Here is a 22,978-nt window from a genome sequence, read left to right as displayed (position 1 = left end):
ATGGCAGGGGATGTTTCGTGTGATGAAACAGAAGCAATCCTTTACAAAAGATGGAGGTCTCAGTAATGAAAAAAACAGGGTACATTGAACTGGAAAACGGGGAAAAACTAACCATTGAATTATACCCGGAAGAAGCGCCGAAAACCGTTGAGAATTTCGAAAAGCTTGCGAACGAGGGTTTTTATAATGGTTTGACGTTTCACCGCGTGATCCCGGGATTCGTTTCCCAAGGTGGTTGCCCGAAAGGGGATGGCACGGGCAACGCAGGTTATACGATAAAGTGTGAGACAGAAGGGAATCCGCACAAACACGAAGTCGGCTCATTGTCGATGGCCCACGCGGGGAAAGATACCGGAAGCTCGCAATTTTTCATCGCACATGAACCGCAGCCGCATTTGGATGGCGTTCATACCGTATTTGGCAAAGTAACGGAAAACGCCGAGCTTGCCCGCGAAATGAAAGCCGGCGACGGCATGAAACGGATTGTCGTAAAATAATATGCAAAAGGCTTGCACACATCGTTGTGCGGGTCTTTTTTTTGCAATACGTTTTGGATTGTGGTATGTTGTTATGAAAAAAACACAGGGAGGGAGGAGCCATGCAAAACGTAACACTAACGCAGGTTTACAAACATCCCATTGCGAAAAAGTACGTCGCGAGAGCAGGTTTGGACCATGCGATCAACACAGCTTTCTCCGCCTTCGATATTGCCATTCGTGAAAATGTTGATACGGATTTGGCGACAAAAGCGGCATTTTTGCATGACATGGGCCATTATCAATGGTATACCGAAGGGGAATGGGATTTTCATTCATATAAGGAAAATGATATCCATGCGATTAAAGGTGCAGAACGCGCCCATAAACTGTTGATCCGTCTCGGGGAAGACCGTAAAGCAGCCAAAGAAATCGCGCTCGCGATCCTGTTGCATACGGATTCCTATCTTCCGGAAGGACAGTTGCATCTCGATCCGTTACAACAAGTTGTGGCGTGTGCGGACGAGGCCAACGAAGAACCGAACGGCATGCACCATTACCGTGAAATAACGGAAGAAACCGCGCTCCTGCGATTGCAATCGTTAGACCGGCTTGTAGCCGGATCAAAAGTGAAAAAGAAAACGAGTTAACCCGAAGTGATGGAAGCACCGCATTTCGGGTTTATTTTTGTGCTTTGCAGGCATATTCAACTCTTTATGAGTTCGCCCGAGGTCCCTGCAGTTTGCTCGGCTTTTTGAAATAGAGGGCGAGAAAGGGCTTTTGAAACAGGTTCTCTTATTTAGGGGCTGCTGAACAACGTGAAACGGTTGTCATATAGGGGTTAACCGCCAGTATAACCGTAGTTGCGTGCAAGGGTTACGCACGTATATCGCTCAAAAAGCTTGCACATTAATCTCACCTTGTCATGGATTGGATCAAATTTGTAACCGAAATAAATTTTTGGTCGAGATGTCAAACGTCTGCTAAGCGTTGAATTTGGCAACTTTGCGCCGTTTTCTATAACTGTGTGAATCATCATCCAGTTGTATGTGGTTGTTCAGCAAGCCCTATTTATCTCGCGATTTTTGTTCTTTTCGCTCTTGCCGCAAGGATTTGAGCAAGGCGTATACCATGAGTAGCATCACGATGGAGAAAGGGAACGCGGCTACGATCATGGTGTTTTCTACTGCTTGCAAGCCACCGGAATATAAAAGGATGGAGGCAACCGCCGAAAGCAAAATCCCCCAAATAAACTTGATCCTTCTCGCGGGATTTGTGGCTCCATTGGTCGTTTGCATCCCGAGAACAAAGGTGGCTGAATCGCCGGATGTGATGAAAAAGATGGCGATGAGGACGAGCGCCAAAATGGAGGTGGCAGTCGCGAAAGGAAAATGGGTCAATAGACCAAACAGCATTTCCTCAATCTCCAGGGAGGCAAGATCGGCGCCTTGTTCGCTTTCAAAAAGGATTGCTGATCCGCCAAGAAAGGAAAACCAGATAAAACCGATGATCGATGGCACAAAAAGCACACCTATCATGAATTGACGCAAAGTACGCCCCTTCGAGACCCGGGCGACAAATGTGCCAACATAAGGCGACCAAGCCATCCACCAAGCCCAGTAGAAAATGGTCCAATCGTTAATCCATTCTCGTGCTTCCGGATCCGTCGGGGCAATGCGCAAACTCATTTCCGGCAATGTTTGGACGTATTGCCCCAATGTGTTTGTAAAAATATTCAATGCATCGAGTGTAGGTCCGGCAATTATCACAAATAAAAGCAATATGCCGGCCAAAATCATGTTCGTGTTGCTCAAATAACGAATCCCTTTTTGAATGCCAGTAGAAGCGGAAATAAGATATAATACGGTCACCACTACGATAATGCCTAATTGAAAGAGAAAACTCTCGCCAAGGCCGGTTAAAAACGTAATGCCGCCATTGATTTGCACGGCACCGAATCCGAGTGTGGTGGCGATCCCGGTAACGGTAGCAACAACGCCAATGACATTAACCGTCTTTCCAATTGCCCCGTCCGCATCCATCAGGGGAGAAAGGGCAGAGCTTATCGTGCCGGACGCCTCTTTTCGAAACTTGAAATAACCGAGGCAGAGGGCGACAATGGCATAAATCCCCCAAGCATGGAGCCCCCAATGGAAGAACGTAAATCGCATGGACTCTAGGACCGCCTCGTCTGTTCCGGCTTCCCCTGTCGGAGAATCAATGGCATAATGTGAAATCGGCTCAGCGGCACCCCAGAAAAGAAGTCCGGTGCCCATGCCGGCACTAAAAAGCAGCGCAAACCAGGTGGGCATGTTAAATTCCGGTTGGTCTTCGTCCTTGCCCAATTTAAGCTTTCCATAGGGGCTGGCAATAAAAAACAGACAGACGATCGCAAATAGGGAGACAATGATTAAGTAATACCATCCAAAGACAGAAGAAATGAATTCCTGTGTTTGTGCGGTGATCATCTCAAGGAAGTCGGGGACGAAAAATCCAACGAGAACGATCAATGAAATAATGCCCGCCGACCAATAAAAGACGGAGTCTACTTTTTTACTCACTTGGCCACCCTCTTCTTCCTTGAAAATCAATATTTTTTATTGTCTGCAAATGAACAGAAATCATGTGTCCATCGATGATTAAGCGAGAAAGGAGTCATTACATTGGAAGGAAGCAGGAGAGAAGTGAAGGATGTTTATGCACGTATGAAGCAGTCGAAATCGGTCAACCGCGCTTTGGAATTTCTTTTTGAAGATGATATACGTACCTTGAAAGAACAAATTGCACTCGCTGAAATACCGGCTCCCCCTTTTTCCGAACACACCCGTGCTGTTGATTTCGAAAAACGTCTGCAATCCCTCGGGTTGGAAAATGTTCGGCGCGATGAAGAGGGAAATGTATATGGCGATCACAAGGGGAGCGGCGGCGGGCCCACGTTATTTGTGAGCGCCCACCTTGATAGTGTGTTTTCGGCGGATGTGGATACGGCGGTAACGGAAAAAGACGGTGTTTATTACGGCCCCGGAATCACGGATGACGCACGTGGGCTCGCGGCGCTTTTATCCGTCGTTCGAGCATTGAAAGCAGCAGGGATTGAAACGACCGGAGATGTGATTTTCGGGGGAACCGTCGGTGAAGAAGGGCAGGGGGATTTGCGGGGCGTGAAGACGTTTTTTTCAGAAAATAAGAATGTAGACGGCTTTCTCTCTATCGATACCGTATCTCCTCAAGAAATCATTTATACGGGTACCGGCAGCTATCGGTATATGATTCGGTTTCGGGGACCGGGAGGTCACAGCTTTGGCTCCTTCGGCACCCCGAGCGCTGTACATGCGGCAGCACGGGCAACTGCAGCCATTGCGGATCTTGAAACCGAAAGCGAACCGAAAACGACATTTAATGTGGGCATGATCGAAGGGGGCGCCATTCCGACGGCCATTGCCGAAACATGTGAGATGGGGGTAGATATTCGTTCGGATGGAATAGCGCAATTGAAAGCGCTGGAGGAAAAAATACAAAGAATCGTTGAACGTGCGGTTAGGGTGGAAAACGAGCGTTGGGGTTATGGCGAAACAAAGGGCGTAGCGGCCACTATGGAAAAAATCGGCGATCGGCCCGTCGCCCCGCAATCCGACGGACATATTATCGTTCAAACCGCTTGGCACGCAACAGAGGCGCTTGCTTTAACGCCTCGGCTGGCAAAACCGGTGAGCACCGATGCCAATTTCCCGATCAGCATCGGCGTTCCCTCCCTAACCTTGGGCGGCGGGGGAGAGGCCGGTGCCGCCCATTCCTTGGACGAATGGTATCAACCGAAGCGAAGCTATCTCGGCCCCCAACGCATTTTGTTAATCATTCTCGGGCTGGCGGGGATCTCTTTAGAAAGCATACTCAGCCCTCCCCTTTTGCCGAAGCGCTAGAGATGTTTGTTTTTATGGCTAAAAGGGTACAACAAGTTTATGGAACCAACAATCAGAAGGAGGGCATCCATCATGAATGTATTAGTGGTCGGAGCAAACGGAAAAATAGGAAAGCAACTCGTAGAAAAACTCGCCAACGATGAGAGTTATACACCGAAAGCGATGGTTCGCAAAGAAGAGCAATTGCAACCGTTTAAGGATATGGGCGCGGATACGGTGCTGGCCGACGTAGAAGGTTCGGTCGACGATTTGGCCGCTGCCGCAAAAGGAATGGATGCCGTCGTGTTTACCGCAGGCTCAGGTGCCCATACGGGTGCGGATAAAACGATGATGGTAGATTTCGATGGTGCGGTGAAATCCGTGCAAGCGGCTGAACAAGCCGGTGTCAAACGCTTCGTCATCGTGAGCGCGATTGGTGTTCATCGCCGTGAAAAATGGATGGAAAAAGCTCCGTATTATAGTGCGGCGAAACACTATGCCGATGAATGGCTCGCCTCCAGCGGCCTTGATTATACGATTCTTCGACCCGGGCTCCTCACCAATGATGCAGGGAAAGAAAAAATTAAGACAGACGTTGATCTTGAACGGGCAGAAATCCCCCGGGAAGACGTCGCCAATACAATTATCGCGTCGTTAAAGGATGAAGGCACGATCGGAAAAGCGTTTGATCTTACCACGGGCGAGGACACTATTGAATCGGCACTGCAAAAGGTATAAAAAATTTTCTCTTCTGCAAATGGGGGAAATCCATTGCGACAGAAAGCGTTTGTTATTTTTGCAGGTAAGGCTTCCGCTATATTGCTTGGTGGGAGCCAAGTTTATTAAAGTGGGCTAAACACCTCTTGCATTCATTCAATCTTTCCTCCCCGAATTTCCATCATTTGAAAAATGAGGGCGCGCCAGTATGAAACGAAAAATTGGGCAGGCACTGCTATTGGTGCTTTTAACCATTGGGATGACTTGGGCATTCAGACCATTCGGTTTATGGTTGGACGAATACGTGATGGAGCGTTTGGAAGCGGCACATGCGGCTGCCGAAGCTTCCTTTCTTTATCGGATGGCTGAAATAGCCGCCATACCGGGAAGCACGACGGTATTTACTGTCGTGTCCATTGGCGTGCTTCTCTTTCTTTTAAAGTTGCGCCAAAAGTACATGTTTTGGTTTATGGCTGTTTTTTTGTATGGCGGTGTTATCGTAAATACAGGGTTGAAACTATTGATGAGCCGTCCAAGGCCTTATGGGATTGTGAAAAGCATGGATGGCTTTGGAGATTTCTTTCATCTCATTTCATATAGTTTTCCGAGCGGGCATGCTTTTCGGGCAGTTTTGCTCGCGTTGGCTTTAGGGATACTGATCGCCTGTTTTTCGAGATTTTCACTGAAAGTTAGACAATCGTTGTACAGCCTTCTTTTGCTATTGGCAGTGGGCGCAATTGCAAGCAGACCCATTCTGGGGGTCCATTATCCGACAGATGTTTTAGCTGCGGCTATTTATGCTTTTATATGGCTAGGTATTGTTTTACGATTCTACCCCCGAAAAATCATGGAGAAAAAAGGTTGAAATTGACAAAATTGGGTACGCTAGTGGTAGAGTGTAACGGTGCGTCAAAACCATTACATAATGGAACGAAGAATGACCAAAGATTGTAACCAAATTGATATTTTTGAAGGTAGATAATTGCACTAGATTTGACGTATACTTTTTATGGCGTTCATTTATTGTCGAAGTGCGTCATTATTTTCTATCTAAAGCCAGAAAGAAGGGTTGAAAGTTGTTTACCCTTATCGTTGCGATTAGCTTGCTCATTTTGCTCGTGTTTGGAATGCGGGAAAAAGAGCAGAATGACAAAAACGTGAACAAAATTCCAATCCGCATTAATATTAATGGGACTCGCGGCAAATCAACGGTCACGCGTCTTGTCGCCGGAGCACTGATGGAAGCTGACATTAAGACGGTCGGGAAAATGACCGGCACGCAGGCGCGAATGTTTTATTGGTATCAGGAAGAGGAGAAACCGATCGTACGGCGATTAGAGGGGCCGAACATTCGCGAACAAAAGGTAGCAATAAAAGAAGCTGCCGATGACGGGGCTGAAGCATTTGTGAGTGAATGTATGGCTGTTCACCCCGAGTATCAGAGGATTTTTCAGGATGATTGGATGCAAGCGAATATCGGGGTCGTTGTCAATGTTGTGGAAGATCACATGGAAGTGTTGGGACCGACGGTTGAACACGTCGTCGATGCTTACAAGTACACTATTCCCTATGACGGGATATTTATTACATCACCGTCCCCGTATCTTGAAGCGTTTGAAAAGGAAGCGGCATTACGGAATACCGAGGTTTTTGTAGCGGATACAAAAGCAGTGCCCGACCATTTTCTTGCAAAATTTGAGTATATGATTTTTCCTGAAAATGTCGCGCTGGCATTGGCAGTGGCGAGAGCGCTTGGCATTGACGAAAATACGGCAAGCCGGGGAATGCTAAATGCGAAAGCGGCTCCTGGTGTGACGACAGTATTGCCAATTGTGGATAGACATCAAAAGGCTTCTTTTTTTGTGAATGGATTTTCAGCCAATGAACCGACATCGACGCTTAATATTTGGGAAAACGCGCGATACCTTGGATATCCTACGGATAATCCCATTGTTGTTATGAACTGCCGTGAAGATCGCCCGGAACGCACGAAGCAATTTGCGGAGCAGCTCCTTCCTTATATCGCGATCGATAAACTCGTGTTAATCGGTGAAGGTACGAACCCCATTGTACAAGCTTACGAGCAAGGGAAATTGGATGTGAACGAACTCTGTAACCTGGAAGACGAAGAAACCGACAAAATATATGAATTCATTGTCTCTTCAATGGACCAGTCGACGATTTTCGGTATCGGTAACTTTCATGGTGCGGCAGAGCCTCTCATACATGAGTTGGAAAAAAATAAAGATTTGTCGACTGTTTAACAGGGAGTTGGGTGAGCATTGTTTGGAACAGAATTATACATCGCACTCGTGATAGGAACGATATTAAGCCTTATTTACACAGAGCGGACAGGTGTTATGCCGGCAGGTCTTATCGTGCCGGGGTATCTTGCTTTAGTGTTTGACCAGCCAATCTTTATGGTGATGATTTTTTTCATCAGTTTCTTGACGTACATCATAACGATGCAAGTGGTTGGGCGCTTGACGGTTTTGTACGGACGCCGAAAATTTGCGGCAATGATGACGATAGGCATCTTGTTGAAGATGGTTTTTGATTATTTTTATCCGGTATTTCCGTTTGAGACGGTAGAATTTCGAGGGCTCGGGGTCATTGTGCCCGGGTTGGTCGCGAATTCGTTTCAACGGCAAGGTGTCATGCCGACATTGCTAAGCACGTTGGTGATCAGCGGGGTCACCTTTTTCATCATCACAATTCTGTATTTAATTTAAGGTGTGGAAGAAAGATGAGATCAAGACATAGCCGCAAATTCAATTTGCAGGAATCCATGCTTGCACATACGAAAAAACATAAAAAACGTGCGTTGCCACATGCCATTATCGGGATTGCCGTTTCCTTGGCCATCCTATTTGGCGCTCAATTGTGGCCTGCTCCGGAGGTGGAATCGACAGGTGCCGACAGCGATGACAACAACGCCTTCACCGCTTCATTTGTCGGGGACATTATGACCGGACGTTATGTGGAGCAAGTGATCGACCACCAAGGACTGGATTTTTTATTCCGGTACGCCAAGCCTTACTTTGAGGAATCCGATTACGTAACCGGAAATTTTGAAAACCCGATCTTGCTTGAAGAGGAAGAATACGAGCCGGAAGATAAAGAAATTCATCTGGAAGCAGGGCAAGAATCCGTGGAGCTTCTTTCGGATGCCGGATTTACGAATATCAACCTCGCCAATAACCATATTCGTGATTATGGTTCAAAAGGGGTGCAAGATACACTCACGGCTTTTGAAGATTCAGACGTAGACACGGTCGGCGCTTATTTCGGCGAAGAGGAAGAAGCGGTATCCTTCGAGGAGTATAACGATTTAACCGTGGCTACCGTCGGCTTCAACGATGTTTGGTCGCAATCGGGAAGAGAGGGGGTCGCTGACTCTGATCCTGCCCACTCGCTGAGCGTGATAGAGCGCGCAAATGAGGAAGCGGATCTCGTCGTCGCTCATCTCCATAGCGGTGTGGAGTATACAAGTACGGTATCGGACCGCCAGGAAGATTTAATGAAAGCTTATGTGGATGCAGGGGCTGATATTGTCGTTGGCCATCATCCGCACGTGTTGCAATCCGTCGATGTTTATAATGATGGCATTATCTTTTATTCCCTCGGAAATTTTGTGTTCGATCAAGGATGGACAAGAACGAGAGACACTGCTTTGGCCCAATATGAATTAGGTGAAGATGGAATGGCTGAAATCGAACTTGTTCCATTTCGAATTCATGAATCGCAACCGAGACCTATTGATGGGTTTGCAGAGTCGTATTATCGCGAGCGTATTTTTCAACAACTGACAAAAGATGTCTCAGATGAAGCTGTATATGAAAAGACCGACGATGGACGCTTAGTATTCGAAGTTGACCATGGACATGTGTTAGAATAATTGGTATGCAGTAGGGTTATGGAGAAGGAGGTCACGTTTTGTCACGAAACATGATCGTGGTCATGTCGATTTTAGCAGTAATTATGCTGGCAGCCGCGTTTTTAATGAATGAAACTGACGATAATGGGGAAGAGGTAAATGACTCCCCGATGAAGAAGCCGACACGGATGAAAGGCAAGAGGCTGTTGAATTCGACGGAGATTATGGCGTGAGCACTTCCAATCCAACAGTGCAGCAAGTGGGCATCGACGTTCTTGAAGAAGGCGGAAATGCAGTGGATGCGGCTATCGCCGTATCGTTTGCCCTTGGCGTTGTAGAACCTTACGGTTCAGGCCTCGGGGGAGGCGGAGCAATGTTGGTCCTTGATAATCCCGCGGCCGAGCCTGATTATTACGATTACCGGGAAATGTCCCCTGCAGATGGCAGAGAATACGAAGCAGCCGTTCCCGGGTTTTTAAAAGGAATGGAACAAATTCATGAGGAGCATGGTTCTCTTCCCATGGAACAGTTGATGGAACCTGCCATTGATTATGCCGAGAATGGTTATGAAGTAGATCATATGTTGGCAAATCGATTGGATTACGCGGGAAGCATCGAGAATCCGGATGGCCGAATTGATCCGGATGCAGCAGAAGAATTCTATCCCGGCGGCATGGCGATCCAGGAAGGGGAAGAACTTGTGCAGCCGAGGCTTGCAGATACGTTGGCCCACCTTCAGGAGCATGGCCTTGAAGACTTTTACACAGGGGCTATGGCATCTGAAGTCGCCGGGGACCGCTCAAGCATAACAGAAGAAGATCTAGCCAATTATGAAGTGTTGGAACCCGACGTCGCTTCCGGAACATTTAACGGAAATCAAGTGTACTCATCAGGGGCGCCGACGTCTGGAGTAACATTTATCCAAATGTTGCAGATGGCCGAGCAAGTGCAAATAAACGATGAAGCGGACGACGGGGCAGCCTTTGCGCATTTGTTCGCGGAAATCAGCGAGCAAGCGTATTCGGACCGAGTTTCAACGATTGGAGACCCCCAATTTTCGGATGTGAATGTCGATCGGTTAACGAGTGAAGAATACACACAAGAGATGGCGAGTAACATCGATACCGACCCAGCCGGTTCCGGAGAAGAACAAGCTGCAGCGCCGGAAGTGGATGATGACGGAAACACGACCCATTTTGTCGTTGTCGATGAAGATGGGCACATGGTTTCGGCAACAAATACACTGAGCAACTTTTTCGGCTCAGGCCAAATGACGGAAACCGGTTTTTTCCTGAATGACCAAATGAGCAATTTCGCCCCGGAGGATCTGCCGCCCAACGATTATGACAGCGGCAAACGCGCGCGTAGCTTTATCGCTCCATCGATTATCATCAATGAAGATGAAGGAACCGTCACCGGCATGGGGAGCCCGGGTGGCCGGCGGATCCCTCAAATCATGAGCCAGGTGCTTATCAACAATGAACGTTTGGATGGAGACATAGAAGAAGCCATGAACGTTCCGCGCTTTGTTCATGATAATCAAGAAGGCGTCGACCAGATTCTTTATGAAGATGGATGGGAAGACGAGGAGAGAATAGAAAGGTTATCCGAGATGGGCTACCTTGCTGAAGAACGAGTGACCACGGTCTTTTTCGGCGGGGTGCAAATGCTCGAAGTTGATTATGGGGAAGGAACGGTTGAAGATATCCTTGATGAACGCCGTCGCTAAATCCTGGAAGAAATGAAGGAGAGAACGATGAGTCTATTAAAAAGAACACTGCCATATTTAATTGTTGTCGTCATCGTCACCGTCTTATATAGTTTGCAGCACGAACAGACATTAAGCGTGGGAGAAGCGCAGTATATTGAGCAGTTCTCCACCATTCAACAGGATGAATCGGCATCTGAAGAGGCGGGGAATCCTTCAGGTGACGTTGAGGAAGAGCTTCAAGAAGATGCCAATGAAATTTTACAGCAACACGAATCCGGTGATGTGGTTAATTTGGCTGTATTTACCTCCAATAGCGAAGAGGATGTGCAATGGGAAAATTATTTCCCTGAAGATGCAAGCGACCAGTATGAATTTCACGTTGAAGCCTTTAATATTGATGATTTTAACAGCAGTAATTCCGAGGAATTCGTCGAATTTGAGGAATGGAACGTCATTAATGATCAAGCGCCGGATATGGTGATTTATGAACCGCTTGCCCATCGTGATGCTTCACTGGAAGAATCAATGGCAATGACGACCCATATCATCAATGGTTTTGACGGACATCCTGTTTTAAAGATCCCTTCTTATGAAAATGCGGTCGATCCGGAACCATACGTTCAAGAATGGACAGAGTATGCCCAAGAGGCAGACGTCCAATATGTCGGTCCGGACCAACAAGCAATCAGTGATTCCGCCCTGACCCAGGGAGAGGGATCGGATAGTGAATCATGATCGAATTTGTAGGAGCACGCTCGAGACGGAGGGTGCTTTTTTTATTGTCTTGAGCGGAAAAAAGAGGTCGCAATCGGAGTTCGACCTCTAACATTTGGAAAAACGGGGGAAGCGTCTTTCTTACGTATCCGCATCAAAGGTACGGATGTGTTTTTGTGAAAGGGCCTTTGCAATCATCCCATGTGTCGGGGAGAAAATAAACGCGAGCAAAAAGAGCACGCCCGCCATTGTGGCCATCATCCCGGCAATCGAAGCATTGAGCCATGCCGCCATATAATAGCCTGAAATAGCTGCAATTACACCAAATGTTGCGCTCAAGACGAACATCATGCTGAAGCGTTCCGTCAGCAAATACGCGGTTGCGCCAGGCGCGATCAACATGGCAACGACAAGAATTGCACCGACCGCGTCAAAAGAGGCAACTGCTGTAATGGATGTCATCCCCATGAGGAGGTAATGCAAAAGGCCGACGGGGAGACCAAGCGCTGCCGCGAGTTCAGGATCAAACGTGCTGAGCTTAAATTCCTTGTAAAAGAAAAGCAGGAGGATAACGTCGATCACGAGTACAATACTTAGCATCCATACGGCTTGTGGAGCTTCAATGCCAAACCAATTCACGGTCTCCCAAGGAATGAAGGCTATTTCCCCCATGATGGTATGTTCCACGTCAATGTGGACATTCCTTGCAAACATGGAGACAAGAATGACCCCGATAGCAAATAAAAATGTAAAAACAATGCCGATCGAAGCATCGGATTGTACTCCTGCAGAATTGAGCATTTGTATAAACACGGTCGTTAACACGCCGACAATCGCTGCCCCGATAAACATCGTCCATCCATCCAACGATTGGGTAATGAGGAAAGCAGAAATAATACCGAGTAACACCGTATGACTAATGGCATCGGATACCATCGCCAACTTCCGTAAAATGAGCAGGACACCAATGATCCCACATGTAATGCCTACAAGTGAGGCGGTTAGGAGGATCCAAAATGTGTAGTCCGTCATGTTGAGGTCCTCCCTTCTTGAAGCATCTGCAATAATGTGGGCTCCAGTTTGTGCTCATGCAATAAAGCCTGTAAACGCCCTTGCTCTTCTTCAGGGAGAGATAAAAAATCCCAGTTTTGTTTTTCCATATGAAGGTTAGCAAAGCGAACCTCATGCATGGCATACATTTGCATATAGCGATTGTTGAGGGTGACCCTATGCGCTTTTTCCCTTCCGGAGGCCGTCAAATAAAAGCCTTCGTTCGTCACGTTGACGTATCCGGATTGCTGTAATCCTTTTAAAGCTTTCTGAAACCTGCGTGCGGATAATGGGCGTAACGCTTGAATGTCTTCGCCAGGGAATGTTTTTAGCGATCGGGTCGCTGCATAGTGTTCCTCGGCGAGTTCATAGAGACTTTGTAATATTTGCTCTCTCGCGGTTTGCTTTCGCAAATGTTTTAAACGATAAGCTTTGATCAATAACCCTTTTTTTGGAGCGATTACAAGGGAAACGAAAAACAACATACAAGCGGAAACAACAATGAGCGGACCTGTCGGCATTCCGGAGATCGGTGCGGAAATGAGCGTGCCTGAAATGCCGGAAAGTGCGCCGACAATACCGGATAAAATTACCATATGATCGAGGCGGTCCGTCCAATAGCGAGCGGTAATTGCCGGTGCAATCAGCATTGAAACCATTAAAACAACCCCCACGGCCTGAAGGCCAATCACGACAGCAGCAACGATCATTGTCATGAGCAGGCCATTGAGAACGGTGGTCGGCAATCCGATGCCTTGCGCGAACTCCCGATCAAAGATGAGTAATTTCAGCTCTTTAAAAAGCAAAACGACAATTGCCACCAAAATTATGGCTACGATGGAAATAATGCGTACATCACTGCTCACCATCGCGGCCGCCTGCCCGAAAATAAACTCATCCAAACCGCTTTGGTCTCCGACCGGGAGTTGGTTGATATACGTGAGGAGCACGATACCGATCCCAAAAAAAACAGACAGAATCAGTCCAATGGCCGTATCTGTTTTTAAGCGCGTGTGGCGGATGATCGCTTGAACGCAATATGTCCCAGATAAGCAGCTATCCCAGCGCCCAGAAGCAATGCACCCATCATTTTTTCACCGACGATCAGAAAAGCAACGCAAATTCCGGGGAGGGCAGCGTGGCTCATGGCGTCCCCGATCAAGCTTTGTCTGCGCAAAAGGGAGAAACTTCCGAGCACACCGCTTGCGATGCCGAGGATGGTGGTCCCAAAAAGAACCCATTGGAAATTCGGATCGCTGAGCATATTAAACAAGGGGCGTCACTTCCTCTTCCCTGTCAAGAAGTGTTAATCGTCCTCCATACGTTTTTTGTAATAGATCATTTTTAAAGGTTTCTTTTGTAGGCCCAAAAGCAATTTTACGAACATTTAAAAGCATGATCCAGTCAAAATAATCCTGGACGGTCTGTAAATCATGATGGACGACGAGAACAGTTTTTCCCTGATTTTTAAGCTCGCTTAACAAGTTAATAATCGCTTTTTCCGTAGCGGCATCAACCCCGACAAATGGTTCATCCATAAAATAAACCTGAGCGTTTTGAGCAAGCGCGCGGGCGAGAAACACACGTTGTTGCTGCCCGCCCGATAATTGGCTGATTTGCCGCTGTGCATATTGGTCCATCCCGACTTTTTCCAGACAGGTCATGGCTTCTTTAACATCCTTTTTTTTCACTTTCCGGAAAAGCCCGATTTGCCCATAACGTCCCATGAGCACAACATCAAGGGCATTTGTCGGGAAGTCCCAATCTACCGACCCTCGTTGTGGCACATAACCGACCATTTGCCTTTGTTTACGATAGGGCTTGCCGTATATATTGACGTCTCCGGAAGCCTTGGGCACGAGGCCGAGGATCGATTTTAACAATGTTGATTTCCCCGCGCCATTGGGACCGATGATGCCAATCAGTTTTCCTTCCGGCGCTTCAAAATTTATGCTTTGAAGCACCGGTTTGCGGTGATAAGCAACAGTAATGTTACTAGCGGTTACCGGATTCATGAGATAATACTCCTTTTAGTGTTTATGCGACGATTTAACTGATATCATGTCGTTCATTCTTTCATTTCAATGCGTCCACAATTTGATTGATATTTGCCTGGTACATGCCGACATACGTCCCTTCCTCGGTGCCCGGTTCACCCATGGCATCGGAGTAGAGCGTGCCGCCGTTTTCGACTTCGTGCCCCCGTTGTCCGGCACCTTCGATCACGGCTTCAATGGCGCTGTCGGAGACACTGGTTTCTCCGAAAATCGCTCCGACATCCCGATCTTCCATTTCATCGATCACATTTTGCACGTCACTAAGCCCGTATTCAGCATCGGTGCTAATGCCTTGCAAGCCGATGACATCCATCCCAGCGGCATCTCCAAAATATTGAAAAGCATCATGGGCGGTCACCAACACACGGCTTTCTTCGTCAATTTCTTGGATTTGTTCTTCGGACCATGTTTGCAATTCCTGGAGTTCATCGAGGTATTCTTCAGCATTTGCTTGATACTCCTCTTCGTTATCCGGGTCGAGTTCAATGAGACCGTCTTTTACGCCTTCAACAGCATAGGACCACAGCTCAATATCAAACCAAATATGGGGGTCAGGCATCCCGGCTTCTTCTTCGTCTTCTAAAATGTATTCGTCCGGCACTTGTTCACCAAGTGCATATACCGGTTTTTCCTCGCCTAAATGATCCATCATATCCGTCATCTGTTCCTCTAAATTTAATCCGTTCCAAAAAATCATATCAGCGTCTTCCAGCAATTCCACATCCCCATGGGACGCCTGGTAAACGTGAGGGTCAGTCCCGGGTCCCATTAACGGGGTAGAGTCAACGTGTTCCCCGCCGACATTTTCAACAATGTCATCAATTTGAGCAATTGTGGTCGTCACTTGGATGGGCTCTCCTTCTTCGGGTGGTGACGCATCGGTTTCTCCATCCCCACAGGCTGCCGCCAACAGCCCAAAACTCGCTAATATAGATAAAAAGAGAGGTTCTGGTTTTTTCAAGTTTCTTTCCCTCATTTCTCGATGATTTGAAAAAATGATTCATTAACAGAGCAACAAATTTCCTTGGGACAAACAATTTTGCACGAACTATAAATTTTGCCTTAGGGCAAATTATAGTTACATGGTATGCCCAGAGGCGTGATTTGTCAATAAGTGATGAGCAAAAATATAAGCATGCATAAAAACAAAAAACCGATAAGGATCGCCCGTGGGCATCCTTACCGGTTTCAAAACGTATCCCTTAATCATCGTCCATCGTCGATAAATCTCCGGTTGGCAAATCAAGTTCCCATGCCTTGAGGACACGGCGCATGATTTTCCCGCTCCGGGTCTTCGGCAATGTGTCTCGAATGACCATTTCCCGCGGCGCCGCGTGGGCGGCCAATCCGTTTTTCACGAAGACGCGGATGTCCTCTTTGAGTTCATCTGTCTCTTCATAGCCTTCGCGAAGCGCGACAAAGGCTTTAATGATTTCTCCGCGCACCGGGTCCGGTTTGCCAATCACACCCGCTTCACCGACAGCCGGGTGCTCCACGAGCTTGCTTTCCACTTCAAATGGACCAACGCGCTCACCGGCTGTTAAAATCACATCATCCACCCGGCCTTGGAACCAATAGTAACCTTCTTCGTCTTTATAGGCGGAATCCCCGGATACGTACCAGCCCGGAAATTCAAAATATCCTTTATACTTTTCTTCGTTGTTCCAAATCGTGCGCATCATCGCCGGCCAGCCCGTGCGCAACGCAAGATTCCCCATGCGATTGGGCGGCAGTTCATGGCCCTGGTCATCCAGAATACCGGCTTCGACGCCCGGGATGGGTTTGCCCATCGAACCAGGTTTGATCGTCAAGCTCGGAAAATTCGTAATCATGATCGCGCCCGTTTCGGTCATCCACCAGGAATCGTGAATACGCAAGCCATAGACTTCCTCTCCCCAACGGACCACTTCAGGATTTAACGGTTCGCCGACGCTGAGAATATGCCGCAAGCTTGAGAGATCATAATGTTTTACGATGTCATCCCCGGCGCTCGCCAACATTCGCAGCGCCGTCGGCGCGCTGTACCACACGGTGACCTTGTATTTTTCCAATGTCCCGTACCAGGACTCGGGACTAAACCGTCCGCCGCGCACGACATTCGTGACGCCATTCAGCCACGGGGCAAAGATGCCATAGGACGTGCCGGTGACCCAACCCGGATCTGCCGTGCACCAATACACATCATCTTCCTTCAAGTCCAGCACCCATTTGCCCGTTTGGTAATGCTGGATCATCGCCGCGTGCACGTGCAATACGCCTTTCGGCGTGCCTGTTGAACCGGACGTATAATGCAAAATCAAGCCATCTTCACGATCCACCCAGGTGATGGCATGGTTTTCCGATGCCTGTGCCAGCCGTGTTTGAAAGTCAAGGGTTTTTCCTTCTTCCTTGACATCGTCCCCCTGGATAAATACGTTTTCCAACGCCGGAAGCTCCGAGACGGGCACGCGCCCGACCAGATCATTGGTCGTGACAATCGCTTTTGCTTCGCTGTTTTCCAGCCGGTCCCTAACGGCTCCTTCCATAAAAGCTTCAAACAATGGCCCGACGATCGCGCCCACCTTAATCGCCCCAAGGGCGGCAAAGTATAATTCAGGCGAACGCGGCATGAAAATAAACACCCGGTCCCCTTTTTCAATCCCGGCTTCCTGAAAAACATTGGCGGCCTTATCGGTCATTTTTTTCATGTCGGCAAATGTATAAGCCTCATCGCGCTGATCATCGCTATAATAGAGCGCAACTTGATCTTTTTTATCAGCTCTCTCGGCGTGACGGTCAATGGCTTCATACGCCATATTTACTTTCCCGGTTTCGTAAAAGGAAAATGCTTTCTCGACTTCTGCCCAATCAAATTGTTGCGTTGCTTCTTCGTAATTGTTTAAATTGTGGTCTCCACCTTTAGGGGGGAGTGCTTTCAATTCTTCCATGACCATTCTTCCTTTCTTAAAAATATATTTTCCAGGTGTTGGATTTACGCTTTTTCATCCGAATCTGAATAGCCAGTATGTGCTTTAACTTTAATTTCTCGATATTTTTCTTTATCCAGTGGTGTTTTAGCAAGATAAGTCCCAATGATTGCACCTAGGAAACCGACCGGAACAGATATGATTGCCGGATTTTCAAGCGGAAAGAGCGGCGTACCGACAAAAATCGCGTCTCCATCCGGGGATAGTACACTTGGACTAACAAGCACGAGAGCGAGTGCCGTAATTAAACCTGACAAAATCCCCGTGATTGCTCCGGTTGTATTAAACCGTTTCCAATAGATGGTGAAAACAATCACCGGCAAGTTCGCGCTGGCCGCGACAGCAAACGCTAACGCGACTAGAAAAGCAACATTTAAATTTTGCGCTGCAAGTGCTAGGATAATCGACATCACTGCTACGCCAAGCGTCGCGGAACGGGCAGCGATCATTTGCTGTCTTTGGGTTGCCTGCCCTTTTTTAATGATGTGACCATATAAATCATGGGCAAAAGCTGTCGCCCCTGATAATACAAGTCCGGCTACAACGGCCAGAATCGTTGCGAAAGAAACCGCGGCAATGAATGCGAAGAGAAGATCGCCCCCAAGTGCCTCTGCGAGCATTGGAGCTGCCATATTCCCCGCCGGGTTTGTCTCCACAATATCACTGTGCCCAACGAAATAAAGAGCGCCCATGCCTAAAAATACCGTAAGGAGATAGAAAAAGCCGATAATCCAAGTCGCGACAACAACTGAAGTCCGTGCCGTCTTTGCATCTTTTACGGTAAAGAACCTGAGTAAAATATGAGGCAAACCGGCAGTCCCTAATACAAGGGCAAGCATTAAGGAAATCGTATCCAAAGGAAGTTCGGCTTGAACACCTGGATTTAAATAAGCATCTCCATGCGGGGAAGCATCCCTGGCTGATGAAAACAATTCCACCAGATTAAAATTAAAATAAAAGAGAACTAAAATGGAAAGGACAAACATACCAACCATTAATAGAACAGCTTTAATGATTTGTACCCAGCTCGTGGCGGTCATCCCACCCCACATCACATACGTCGTCATCATGGCACCAACGATAATCACTGCCAACCAGTAATCAATCCCGAATAATAATTGGATTAATGCCCCGGCACCGACAAGCTGGGCAATCATATAAAACGTCACAATCGTAATCGTACTCAAAGCAGCAATTCCACGCACTTTTTTTAAATCAAAACGAGCCGTGACCATGTCGGCTATGGTGTATTTTCCAATGTTTCTCATTGGCTCAGCAACAATAAAGAGAACCACTAGGAATCCGACGAGGTAACCGATGCTGTAATAAAAACCATCATACCCATCAAGCGCGATAGCTCCGGCAATTCCAAGAAAAGAAGCTGCGGATAAATAGTCTCCCGCGATGGCCAAACCATTTTGCCAACCAGTGAGTCCGCCACCTGCAGTGTAAAAATCATCGGCTGAACTCGTTCGCTTCGCCGCAAAATAAGTAATTACGAGTGTTGCTATTACGAAAACAAGGAATAGTGTAATAACGGTTAGGTTCATTTTCTTGGCTCTCCTTCCTCATTCAACACTTTTTGGGCGAGTTGGTCAAAATGTGCAGCCTTACGCGTATACAGAATACAAAGCGTCCAAGTCATAACAAATTGCGCGAATGCAAGGACCCACGCCCAAGTGATCACTCCTCCTATGGCATCCCCGTCTAAAACAGTTGTGTAAGATGCAAGCGTTGGCAAGGAAAAATAAAAAATCAAAAAGAAAATAGAACAGGGAATAATGAACTTCTTTTTTTCTGAAATTAACTGTCTGAACGTTGAACTTTTTTCCACCTGTTTATAATTTATCCCGTGACGATGGTCGGATGACTTTTCAACAGCCATAAAAACCTCCTTGTAAGCGGATACATAATTGTGACTTCAAAACTGTTGCATAAAACGAATTAATGAGCAGTATTCGTTTCATTTTCCTTGCTACTCCTGATTTTTTATTACACAACAGCATTAATTTTCATACATTATAGAACAGTTTCATTATTACGTAAGTGCTTTCGGACAGGCCATTCTATTTACTGATAGAAGAAAATAATTGACGATGAATTGTCGAAAAGTGTTAGTATAAATATAAATATACAGATTAAGGGAGCGACACCGATGAGCACGATTAATATTCAGCAATTAACAAGATTCATGAAAGATTGGACTCCCGATGAAGCATCGATTGCTGTCGCGAATTCAGATAAATATCTGGATTATTACGCAGGCACCCATGATATTCGTCTGTACCCCGAACAACCTGTCCCTTTTGGGAGTATTTCCCATGAGGTAGCCCGTAAAAAAAGGCGTGTTGAATCACTTGTGGATCAATCGGTCTTCGGTCTTTCTTATTACGGAATTGGATACCCATTTGAGGAAGACAAGTCTGCCGATATTATTGTGACAGTCATCCTCCCTCCGGACTATTTCTTGAAAAGGCAGATTTCCTTTTTAACTGGACAGCAGGATGAAATGTGGACGCCGATCCCGGTTGAAGAAATCACCTATATTGAAAGCTATCAAAAGAAAACGTGGTTTTACACAACCGACAACCAATATCATACGATTTATGCTTTGAAAACGATGGAACAATACTTACCGAGTTCCTTCCTGCGGATTCATCGTTCCTATATTGTAAATATCAGATTCATCCAACAAATTTTCCGTGACCTGTCAGGAAATTTAGTCATCACTTTAAAGAAAACCGAACATCCGCCACTCATCGTGAGCCAAACATACGTAAAACATGTAAGAAGAATTTTAGGGTTCTAATGCTTGATGGAGAGAAATCGGTGCATAAAAAAATGCCCGATAGCTCATTATTTCGGACATTTTGCTTCGTGTTGATTTTTTTAAAACCAGGATTTAACGCAACTCTTTAATCACATTTTGCGGCGTATCCCCAAAAACACCTTGGACCATATTTTCAGCCGCCCGCATCATCATCGCTTCATCGGTTTCTCGGGTAGCGGACCCGATGTGCGGGGTTAACGTCACATTGCGCAGAGACAACAGTGGGTGATCTTTTGGGAGCGGCTCATTTTCAAATACATCGAGCGCGGCACTGAAGATCGTCTCCTCTTTTAAAGCTTGGACAACTGCCTCCTCATCAACAACCGGACCTCGTGCCCCGTTAATCAAAACCGCGCTGGACTTCATTAACTGAAGCTCGCGTTCACCGATTAATTGGTGGGTAGCTTCTGTTAAAGGAACGATGAGCACGACGAAATCGGCTTGTGCCAGAAGGTCGTCCAATTCAAGGCGGACGGCATCGTATTTTTCTTCCATTTCCGGTTTCCGCGACCGATTATAATAACGAATGTCCATGTCAAAACCAAAGCGTGCCCGTTTGGCGATTTTTTCACCGATTCTTCCCATGCCGATAAGCCCGAGCGTTCGTTGATGAATATCATAGCCGTAAAACGCGCTATCCGGTTCTAAGCCCCAATGTCCCCCTTTTACGTATTCGTGGAGTTCGGCAATTCTGCGTCCACCGGATAACACGAGTCCGAAGATCAGGTCGGCGACCGTTTCATCGAGCACATGGGGCGTGTGGGTGCCATAAACGTTGTGCTTTTTTAACGCGGCAGTGTCGTAGCGGTCATACCCAACGGAGACAGTGCTGACTACTTTGAGATTCTCCGCGTCCGCTAGCAGCGTTTCGTCGACGTCATACCCTGTTAGAATGGCGCCATCAGCGCTTTTTAATTCTTCTTTTAATTGGTCCTGGGGCACTTTCTTGTTTTCGTCATTCCAGATTTTATACTCGCAATGTTCGGCAATATAAGCTTCAACATGTGCTGGAATTGGGTGTGCAATGTAAACGTATGGCTTCATGATATGATCCTCGCTTTCTATGGTGTTTTAATCGGAAACGACAGTCGCGCCGAGGCAATTCTTAAAATGGGCGAGCGCCCAGGTGTGCCCATCGGGATTGAAACTTTGTACGGCGTCCTCGTGGACGGTGAGCGCGAATCCGCGATTATAGGCATCGACGGCGGTATGCAAAATACAGATGTCCGTGCAAACGCCAACGAGGTGGAGGTGGGTGATGCCTCTCTCCCTCAATTGTAGTTCCAAAGGTGTACCGGCGAATGCGCTGTAGCGTGTTTTGTCGTGCCAGTGAATATGCGCCGGCCACTCCGCACCGAGTTCATCAAGAAACGTCTGGACCTTTCCGTATTGGTCACGCCCGCTTGTTCCGCGGATGTTATGGGGCGGAAACAAAGCGGTTTCCGGGTGGCAAGGATCATTTTCTTCATGTACGTCGACAGCGAAGAAAATCTCTTGTTCCTGCCGATGGAACTGCTGCAAGATGGACACTAGCCTCCCCTCGATGTTTTGCCCCGGTTCCCCACATGTTAATCTTCCTTCCGGTGCCACGAAATCATTCGTATAATCAATAACAATTAACGCTTCACGCACAATCATACCCCCTCGTTAAGATAGAAAATTGGCATAGACAGCAATAATCGGAATCGTAGCCAGGCAAAGCATCGTTGAATAGATGATCGTCATCACCGATTCATCTTCCTGCTCCGTATACCGTGAAAAAAGAACTGTTGCCAATGTAAATGTCGGCAGTGGAACAAGAATAATGAACAGCTGCTTTAAAAAATCATCCATCGGCATAAAAGCGATGATGGTAATGCTAATGACCGGAATGACCAGTAAACGCATGGATAATGGAAACCAAAGCCCCGGGAATACAAATGTTTGTCCTTTTTTAAAAAAGGGAGGCAACAAAAAACCGATGTATAACATCGAGAGCGGCGCCGAAAGGCTGGACAGCATCTCGGTCAAATCTTGGAAGATGACAGGAGCATCCAGGCCGCTGAATGCAAACAAGCCACCGGCGACTAGGGCCATTAACGGGGCGTTGAACAACGCTTTTAATTGCCTGAAGTCAAAGCGTCCATGGGATTGCAACATGAAAATCCCGAGTGAAAAAATCATTAAATCAAGGCCGGCGTTGAATACGGAAGCGAGCAATCCGCCGGTCGGGCCAAAAATAGTAAAACTGAGCGGGATGCCGATGAATCCAGTGTTGCCAAATGCGGAAAGAATCGCGAGTTTTTTCGCCCATGGCGACGAAAACCGAAAGATGCGCCCAAGCAAAAAAGCAAAGAAAACAGCTCCGGAATGAAAGATAACCGAAAAAATAAAGATCGTCACTGCTTGATGCATAATTTGTTCAGATATTTCCGTGTTAAAGATGCCGTTTAAAATAATAGCCGGTACAGCAATATTAATGATGATACTCATGAAAAGCTGTTTCGTATTGTCCGTAATCGGAAACCGAAAAGCGACGGCGGCCCCGAGCACTATGATAAGCGCCATCGTTGCAATCGCGAGCGTGACAGTTGCTACATCCATAAACCGAGCCCTCTCTGCTTTTCTATGAAGTCGTAACCTAATGGCTAGTATACTAGATTGCGAGGAAAATGTTGAGAGGTATTGACAGGAACGGCGTA

The 22,978-nt window shown here is 47.0% G+C and carries 24 protein-coding genes; 12 read left to right on the top strand and 12 right to left on the bottom strand.

Going from position 1 to position 22,978, the window contains the following annotated elements:
* Positions 1 to 65: 65 nt before the first annotated feature.
* Together EPH95_RS07290 and EPH95_RS07285 are read left to right on the top strand one after the other, a co-directional pair.
* A complete protein-coding gene (locus EPH95_RS07290) occupies positions 66 to 497 on the top strand; it encodes a peptidylprolyl isomerase (RefSeq protein ID WP_142088663.1) in 432 nt (143 codons plus the stop codon).
* 101 nt (positions 498 to 598) lie between these two features.
* Complete coding sequence (locus EPH95_RS07285; RefSeq protein WP_142088661.1) at positions 599 to 1,126, top strand: HD domain-containing protein; 528 nt, start codon at positions 599 to 601, stop codon at positions 1,124 to 1,126.
* Positions 1,127 to 1,543: 417 nt separating this feature from the next.
* Here EPH95_RS07285 and EPH95_RS07280 read toward each other — a convergent pair whose 3' ends face one another.
* On the bottom strand, positions 1,544 to 3,037 hold the full coding sequence (locus EPH95_RS07280; protein ID WP_142088659.1) for a BCCT family transporter: 1,494 nt from the start codon (positions 3,035 to 3,037) through the stop codon (positions 1,544 to 1,546).
* A 102-nt stretch (positions 3,038 to 3,139) separates the two neighbouring features.
* Between EPH95_RS07280 and EPH95_RS07275 the strand changes: the two genes are divergently transcribed.
* From EPH95_RS07275 to EPH95_RS07240, 9 genes are all read left to right on the top strand, one after another.
* Entirely contained in the window at positions 3,140 to 4,396 is a 1,257-nt protein-coding gene (locus EPH95_RS07275) for a M20/M25/M40 family metallo-hydrolase (RefSeq protein WP_227004088.1), read from the top strand.
* Positions 4,397 to 4,468: 72 nt separating this feature from the next.
* Entirely contained in the window at positions 4,469 to 5,113 is a 645-nt protein-coding gene (locus EPH95_RS07270; protein ID WP_142088657.1) for an SDR family oxidoreductase, read from the top strand.
* A gap of 187 nt (positions 5,114 to 5,300) precedes the next feature.
* Entirely contained in the window at positions 5,301 to 5,957 is a 657-nt protein-coding gene (locus EPH95_RS07265) for a phosphatase PAP2 family protein (protein WP_142088655.1), read from the top strand.
* 211 nt (positions 5,958 to 6,168) lie between these two features.
* A complete protein-coding gene (gene pgsB / locus EPH95_RS07260; RefSeq protein WP_142088653.1) occupies positions 6,169 to 7,356 on the top strand; it encodes a poly-gamma-glutamate synthase PgsB in 1,188 nt (395 codons plus the stop codon).
* A gap of 18 nt (positions 7,357 to 7,374) precedes the next feature.
* Complete coding sequence (pgsC, locus tag EPH95_RS07255) at positions 7,375 to 7,824, top strand: poly-gamma-glutamate biosynthesis protein PgsC (protein WP_142088651.1); 450 nt, start codon at positions 7,375 to 7,377, stop codon at positions 7,822 to 7,824.
* 14 nt (positions 7,825 to 7,838) lie between these two features.
* On the top strand, positions 7,839 to 8,990 hold the full coding sequence (locus EPH95_RS07250; protein WP_142088649.1) for a CapA family protein: 1,152 nt from the start codon (positions 7,839 to 7,841) through the stop codon (positions 8,988 to 8,990).
* A 38-nt stretch (positions 8,991 to 9,028) separates the two neighbouring features.
* Positions 9,029 to 9,202: a hypothetical protein gene (locus tag EPH95_RS18745; protein ID WP_160141672.1), complete on the top strand. Its 174-nt coding sequence runs from the start codon at positions 9,029 to 9,031 to the stop codon at positions 9,200 to 9,202.
* The gene (locus EPH95_RS07245; protein ID WP_142088648.1) at positions 9,199 to 10,698 is read left to right on the top strand and encodes a gamma-glutamyltransferase family protein; all 1,500 of its coding nucleotides are present in this window, start codon (positions 9,199 to 9,201) and stop codon (positions 10,696 to 10,698) included. The genes EPH95_RS18745 and EPH95_RS07245 overlap by 4 nt, the downstream gene beginning before the upstream one ends.
* Before the next feature lie 27 nt (positions 10,699 to 10,725).
* Complete coding sequence (locus EPH95_RS07240; protein WP_142088646.1) at positions 10,726 to 11,415, top strand: hypothetical protein; 690 nt, start codon at positions 10,726 to 10,728, stop codon at positions 11,413 to 11,415.
* A gap of 120 nt (positions 11,416 to 11,535) precedes the next feature.
* Here the strand turns inward: EPH95_RS07240 and EPH95_RS07235 are convergent, their stop codons facing one another.
* The 8 genes from EPH95_RS07235 to EPH95_RS07205 all read right to left on the bottom strand — a co-directional run bounded on the left by EPH95_RS07235 (position 11,536) and on the right by EPH95_RS07205 (position 19,352).
* Entirely contained in the window at positions 11,536 to 12,426 is an 891-nt protein-coding gene (locus EPH95_RS07235) for a metal ABC transporter permease (RefSeq protein ID WP_142088644.1), read from the bottom strand.
* A complete protein-coding gene (locus tag EPH95_RS07230) occupies positions 12,423 to 13,466 on the bottom strand; it encodes a metal ABC transporter permease (RefSeq protein ID WP_264372015.1) in 1,044 nt (347 codons plus the stop codon). Before EPH95_RS07230 ends, EPH95_RS07235 begins: the two co-directional genes overlap by 4 nt.
* Positions 13,448 to 13,708 (bottom strand): metal ABC transporter permease, encoded by a 261-nt coding sequence (locus EPH95_RS19470; protein WP_264372014.1) that lies wholly within the window; start codon positions 13,706 to 13,708, stop codon positions 13,448 to 13,450. The genes EPH95_RS07230 and EPH95_RS19470 overlap by 19 nt, the downstream gene beginning before the upstream one ends.
* Before the next feature lies 1 nt (position 13,709).
* Complete coding sequence (locus EPH95_RS07225) at positions 13,710 to 14,459, bottom strand: metal ABC transporter ATP-binding protein (protein ID WP_142088642.1); 750 nt, start codon at positions 14,457 to 14,459, stop codon at positions 13,710 to 13,712.
* A 61-nt stretch (positions 14,460 to 14,520) separates the two neighbouring features.
* Complete coding sequence (locus EPH95_RS07220; protein ID WP_227004087.1) at positions 14,521 to 15,462, bottom strand: metal ABC transporter solute-binding protein, Zn/Mn family; 942 nt, start codon at positions 15,460 to 15,462, stop codon at positions 14,521 to 14,523.
* Positions 15,463 to 15,703: 241 nt separating this feature from the next.
* Entirely contained in the window at positions 15,704 to 17,428 is a 1,725-nt protein-coding gene (acsA, locus tag EPH95_RS07215; protein WP_142088638.1) for an acetate--CoA ligase, read from the bottom strand.
* A gap of 44 nt (positions 17,429 to 17,472) precedes the next feature.
* The gene (locus EPH95_RS07210; RefSeq protein WP_142088636.1) at positions 17,473 to 19,017 is read right to left on the bottom strand and encodes a solute symporter family protein; all 1,545 of its coding nucleotides are present in this window, start codon (positions 19,015 to 19,017) and stop codon (positions 17,473 to 17,475) included.
* Positions 19,014 to 19,352: a DUF485 domain-containing protein gene (locus EPH95_RS07205; protein WP_142088634.1), complete on the bottom strand. Its 339-nt coding sequence runs from the start codon at positions 19,350 to 19,352 to the stop codon at positions 19,014 to 19,016. Before EPH95_RS07205 ends, EPH95_RS07210 begins: the two co-directional genes overlap by 4 nt.
* Before the next feature lie 270 nt (positions 19,353 to 19,622).
* Here EPH95_RS07205 and EPH95_RS07200 point away from each other — a divergent pair, with 270 nt between their 5' ends.
* The gene (locus EPH95_RS07200) at positions 19,623 to 20,276 is read left to right on the top strand and encodes a LytR/AlgR family response regulator transcription factor (protein WP_142088632.1); all 654 of its coding nucleotides are present in this window, start codon (positions 19,623 to 19,625) and stop codon (positions 20,274 to 20,276) included.
* 93 nt (positions 20,277 to 20,369) lie between these two features.
* On the opposite strand, the gene EPH95_RS07195 is transcribed toward EPH95_RS07200, so the two are convergent.
* Genes EPH95_RS07195 through EPH95_RS07185 form a run of 3 tightly spaced genes read right to left on the bottom strand, consistent with a single transcriptional unit; the run spans position 20,370 to position 22,880 of the window.
* Positions 20,370 to 21,341, bottom strand: a complete 972-nt coding sequence (locus tag EPH95_RS07195; RefSeq protein ID WP_142088630.1) for a 2-hydroxyacid dehydrogenase — start codon at positions 21,339 to 21,341, stop codon at positions 20,370 to 20,372.
* Between the two features lie 27 nt (positions 21,342 to 21,368).
* Complete coding sequence (locus EPH95_RS07190) at positions 21,369 to 21,935, bottom strand: cysteine hydrolase family protein (RefSeq protein WP_142088628.1); 567 nt, start codon at positions 21,933 to 21,935, stop codon at positions 21,369 to 21,371.
* Between the two features lie 9 nt (positions 21,936 to 21,944).
* Positions 21,945 to 22,880, bottom strand: a complete 936-nt coding sequence (locus EPH95_RS07185) for an AEC family transporter (RefSeq protein ID WP_142088627.1) — start codon at positions 22,878 to 22,880, stop codon at positions 21,945 to 21,947.
* Positions 22,881 to 22,978 lie beyond the last annotated feature (98 nt).

Origin of the sequence: Salicibibacter halophilus (assembly GCF_006740705.1) — a bacterium.
GTDB classification, from domain to species: Bacteria; Bacillota; Bacilli; order Bacillales; family Marinococcaceae; genus Salicibibacter; species Salicibibacter halophilus.
This window is presented reverse-complemented; position numbering and strand designations above follow the sequence as displayed.

Coding starts and splice junctions, on each gene's coding strand:
- EPH95_RS07290 (WP_142088663.1), top strand. CDS start 66: ATGAAAAAAACAGGGTACATTGAACTGGAAAACGGGGAAAAACTAACC.
- EPH95_RS07285 (WP_142088661.1), top strand. CDS start 599: ATGCAAAACGTAACACTAACGCAGGTTTACAAACATCCCATTGCGAAA.
- EPH95_RS07270 (WP_142088657.1), top strand. CDS start 4,469: ATGAATGTATTAGTGGTCGGAGCAAACGGAAAAATAGGAAAGCAACTC.
- EPH95_RS07265 (WP_142088655.1), top strand. CDS start 5,301: ATGAAACGAAAAATTGGGCAGGCACTGCTATTGGTGCTTTTAACCATT.
- EPH95_RS07250 (WP_142088649.1), top strand. CDS start 7,839: ATGAGATCAAGACATAGCCGCAAATTCAATTTGCAGGAATCCATGCTT.
- EPH95_RS07240 (WP_142088646.1), top strand. CDS start 10,726: ATGAGTCTATTAAAAAGAACACTGCCATATTTAATTGTTGTCGTCATC.
- EPH95_RS07235 (WP_142088644.1), bottom strand. CDS start 12,426: ATGACGGACTACACATTTTGGATCCTCCTAACCGCCTCACTTGTAGGC.
- EPH95_RS19470 (WP_264372014.1), bottom strand. CDS start 13,708: ATGCTCAGCGATCCGAATTTCCAATGGGTTCTTTTTGGGACCACCATC.
- EPH95_RS07225 (WP_142088642.1), bottom strand. CDS start 14,459: ATGAATCCGGTAACCGCTAGTAACATTACTGTTGCTTATCACCGCAAA.
- acsA (WP_142088638.1), bottom strand. CDS start 17,428: ATGGAAGAATTGAAAGCACTCCCCCCTAAAGGTGGAGACCACAATTTA.
- EPH95_RS07210 (WP_142088636.1), bottom strand. CDS start 19,017: ATGAACCTAACCGTTATTACACTATTCCTTGTTTTCGTAATAGCAACA.
- EPH95_RS07205 (WP_142088634.1), bottom strand. CDS start 19,352: ATGGCTGTTGAAAAGTCATCCGACCATCGTCACGGGATAAATTATAAA.
- EPH95_RS07200 (WP_142088632.1), top strand. CDS start 19,623: ATGAGCACGATTAATATTCAGCAATTAACAAGATTCATGAAAGATTGG.
- EPH95_RS07195 (WP_142088630.1), bottom strand. CDS start 21,341: ATGAAGCCATACGTTTACATTGCACACCCAATTCCAGCACATGTTGAA.
- EPH95_RS07190 (WP_142088628.1), bottom strand. CDS start 21,935: ATGATTGTGCGTGAAGCGTTAATTGTTATTGATTATACGAATGATTTC.
- EPH95_RS07185 (WP_142088627.1), bottom strand. CDS start 22,880: ATGGATGTAGCAACTGTCACGCTCGCGATTGCAACGATGGCGCTTATC.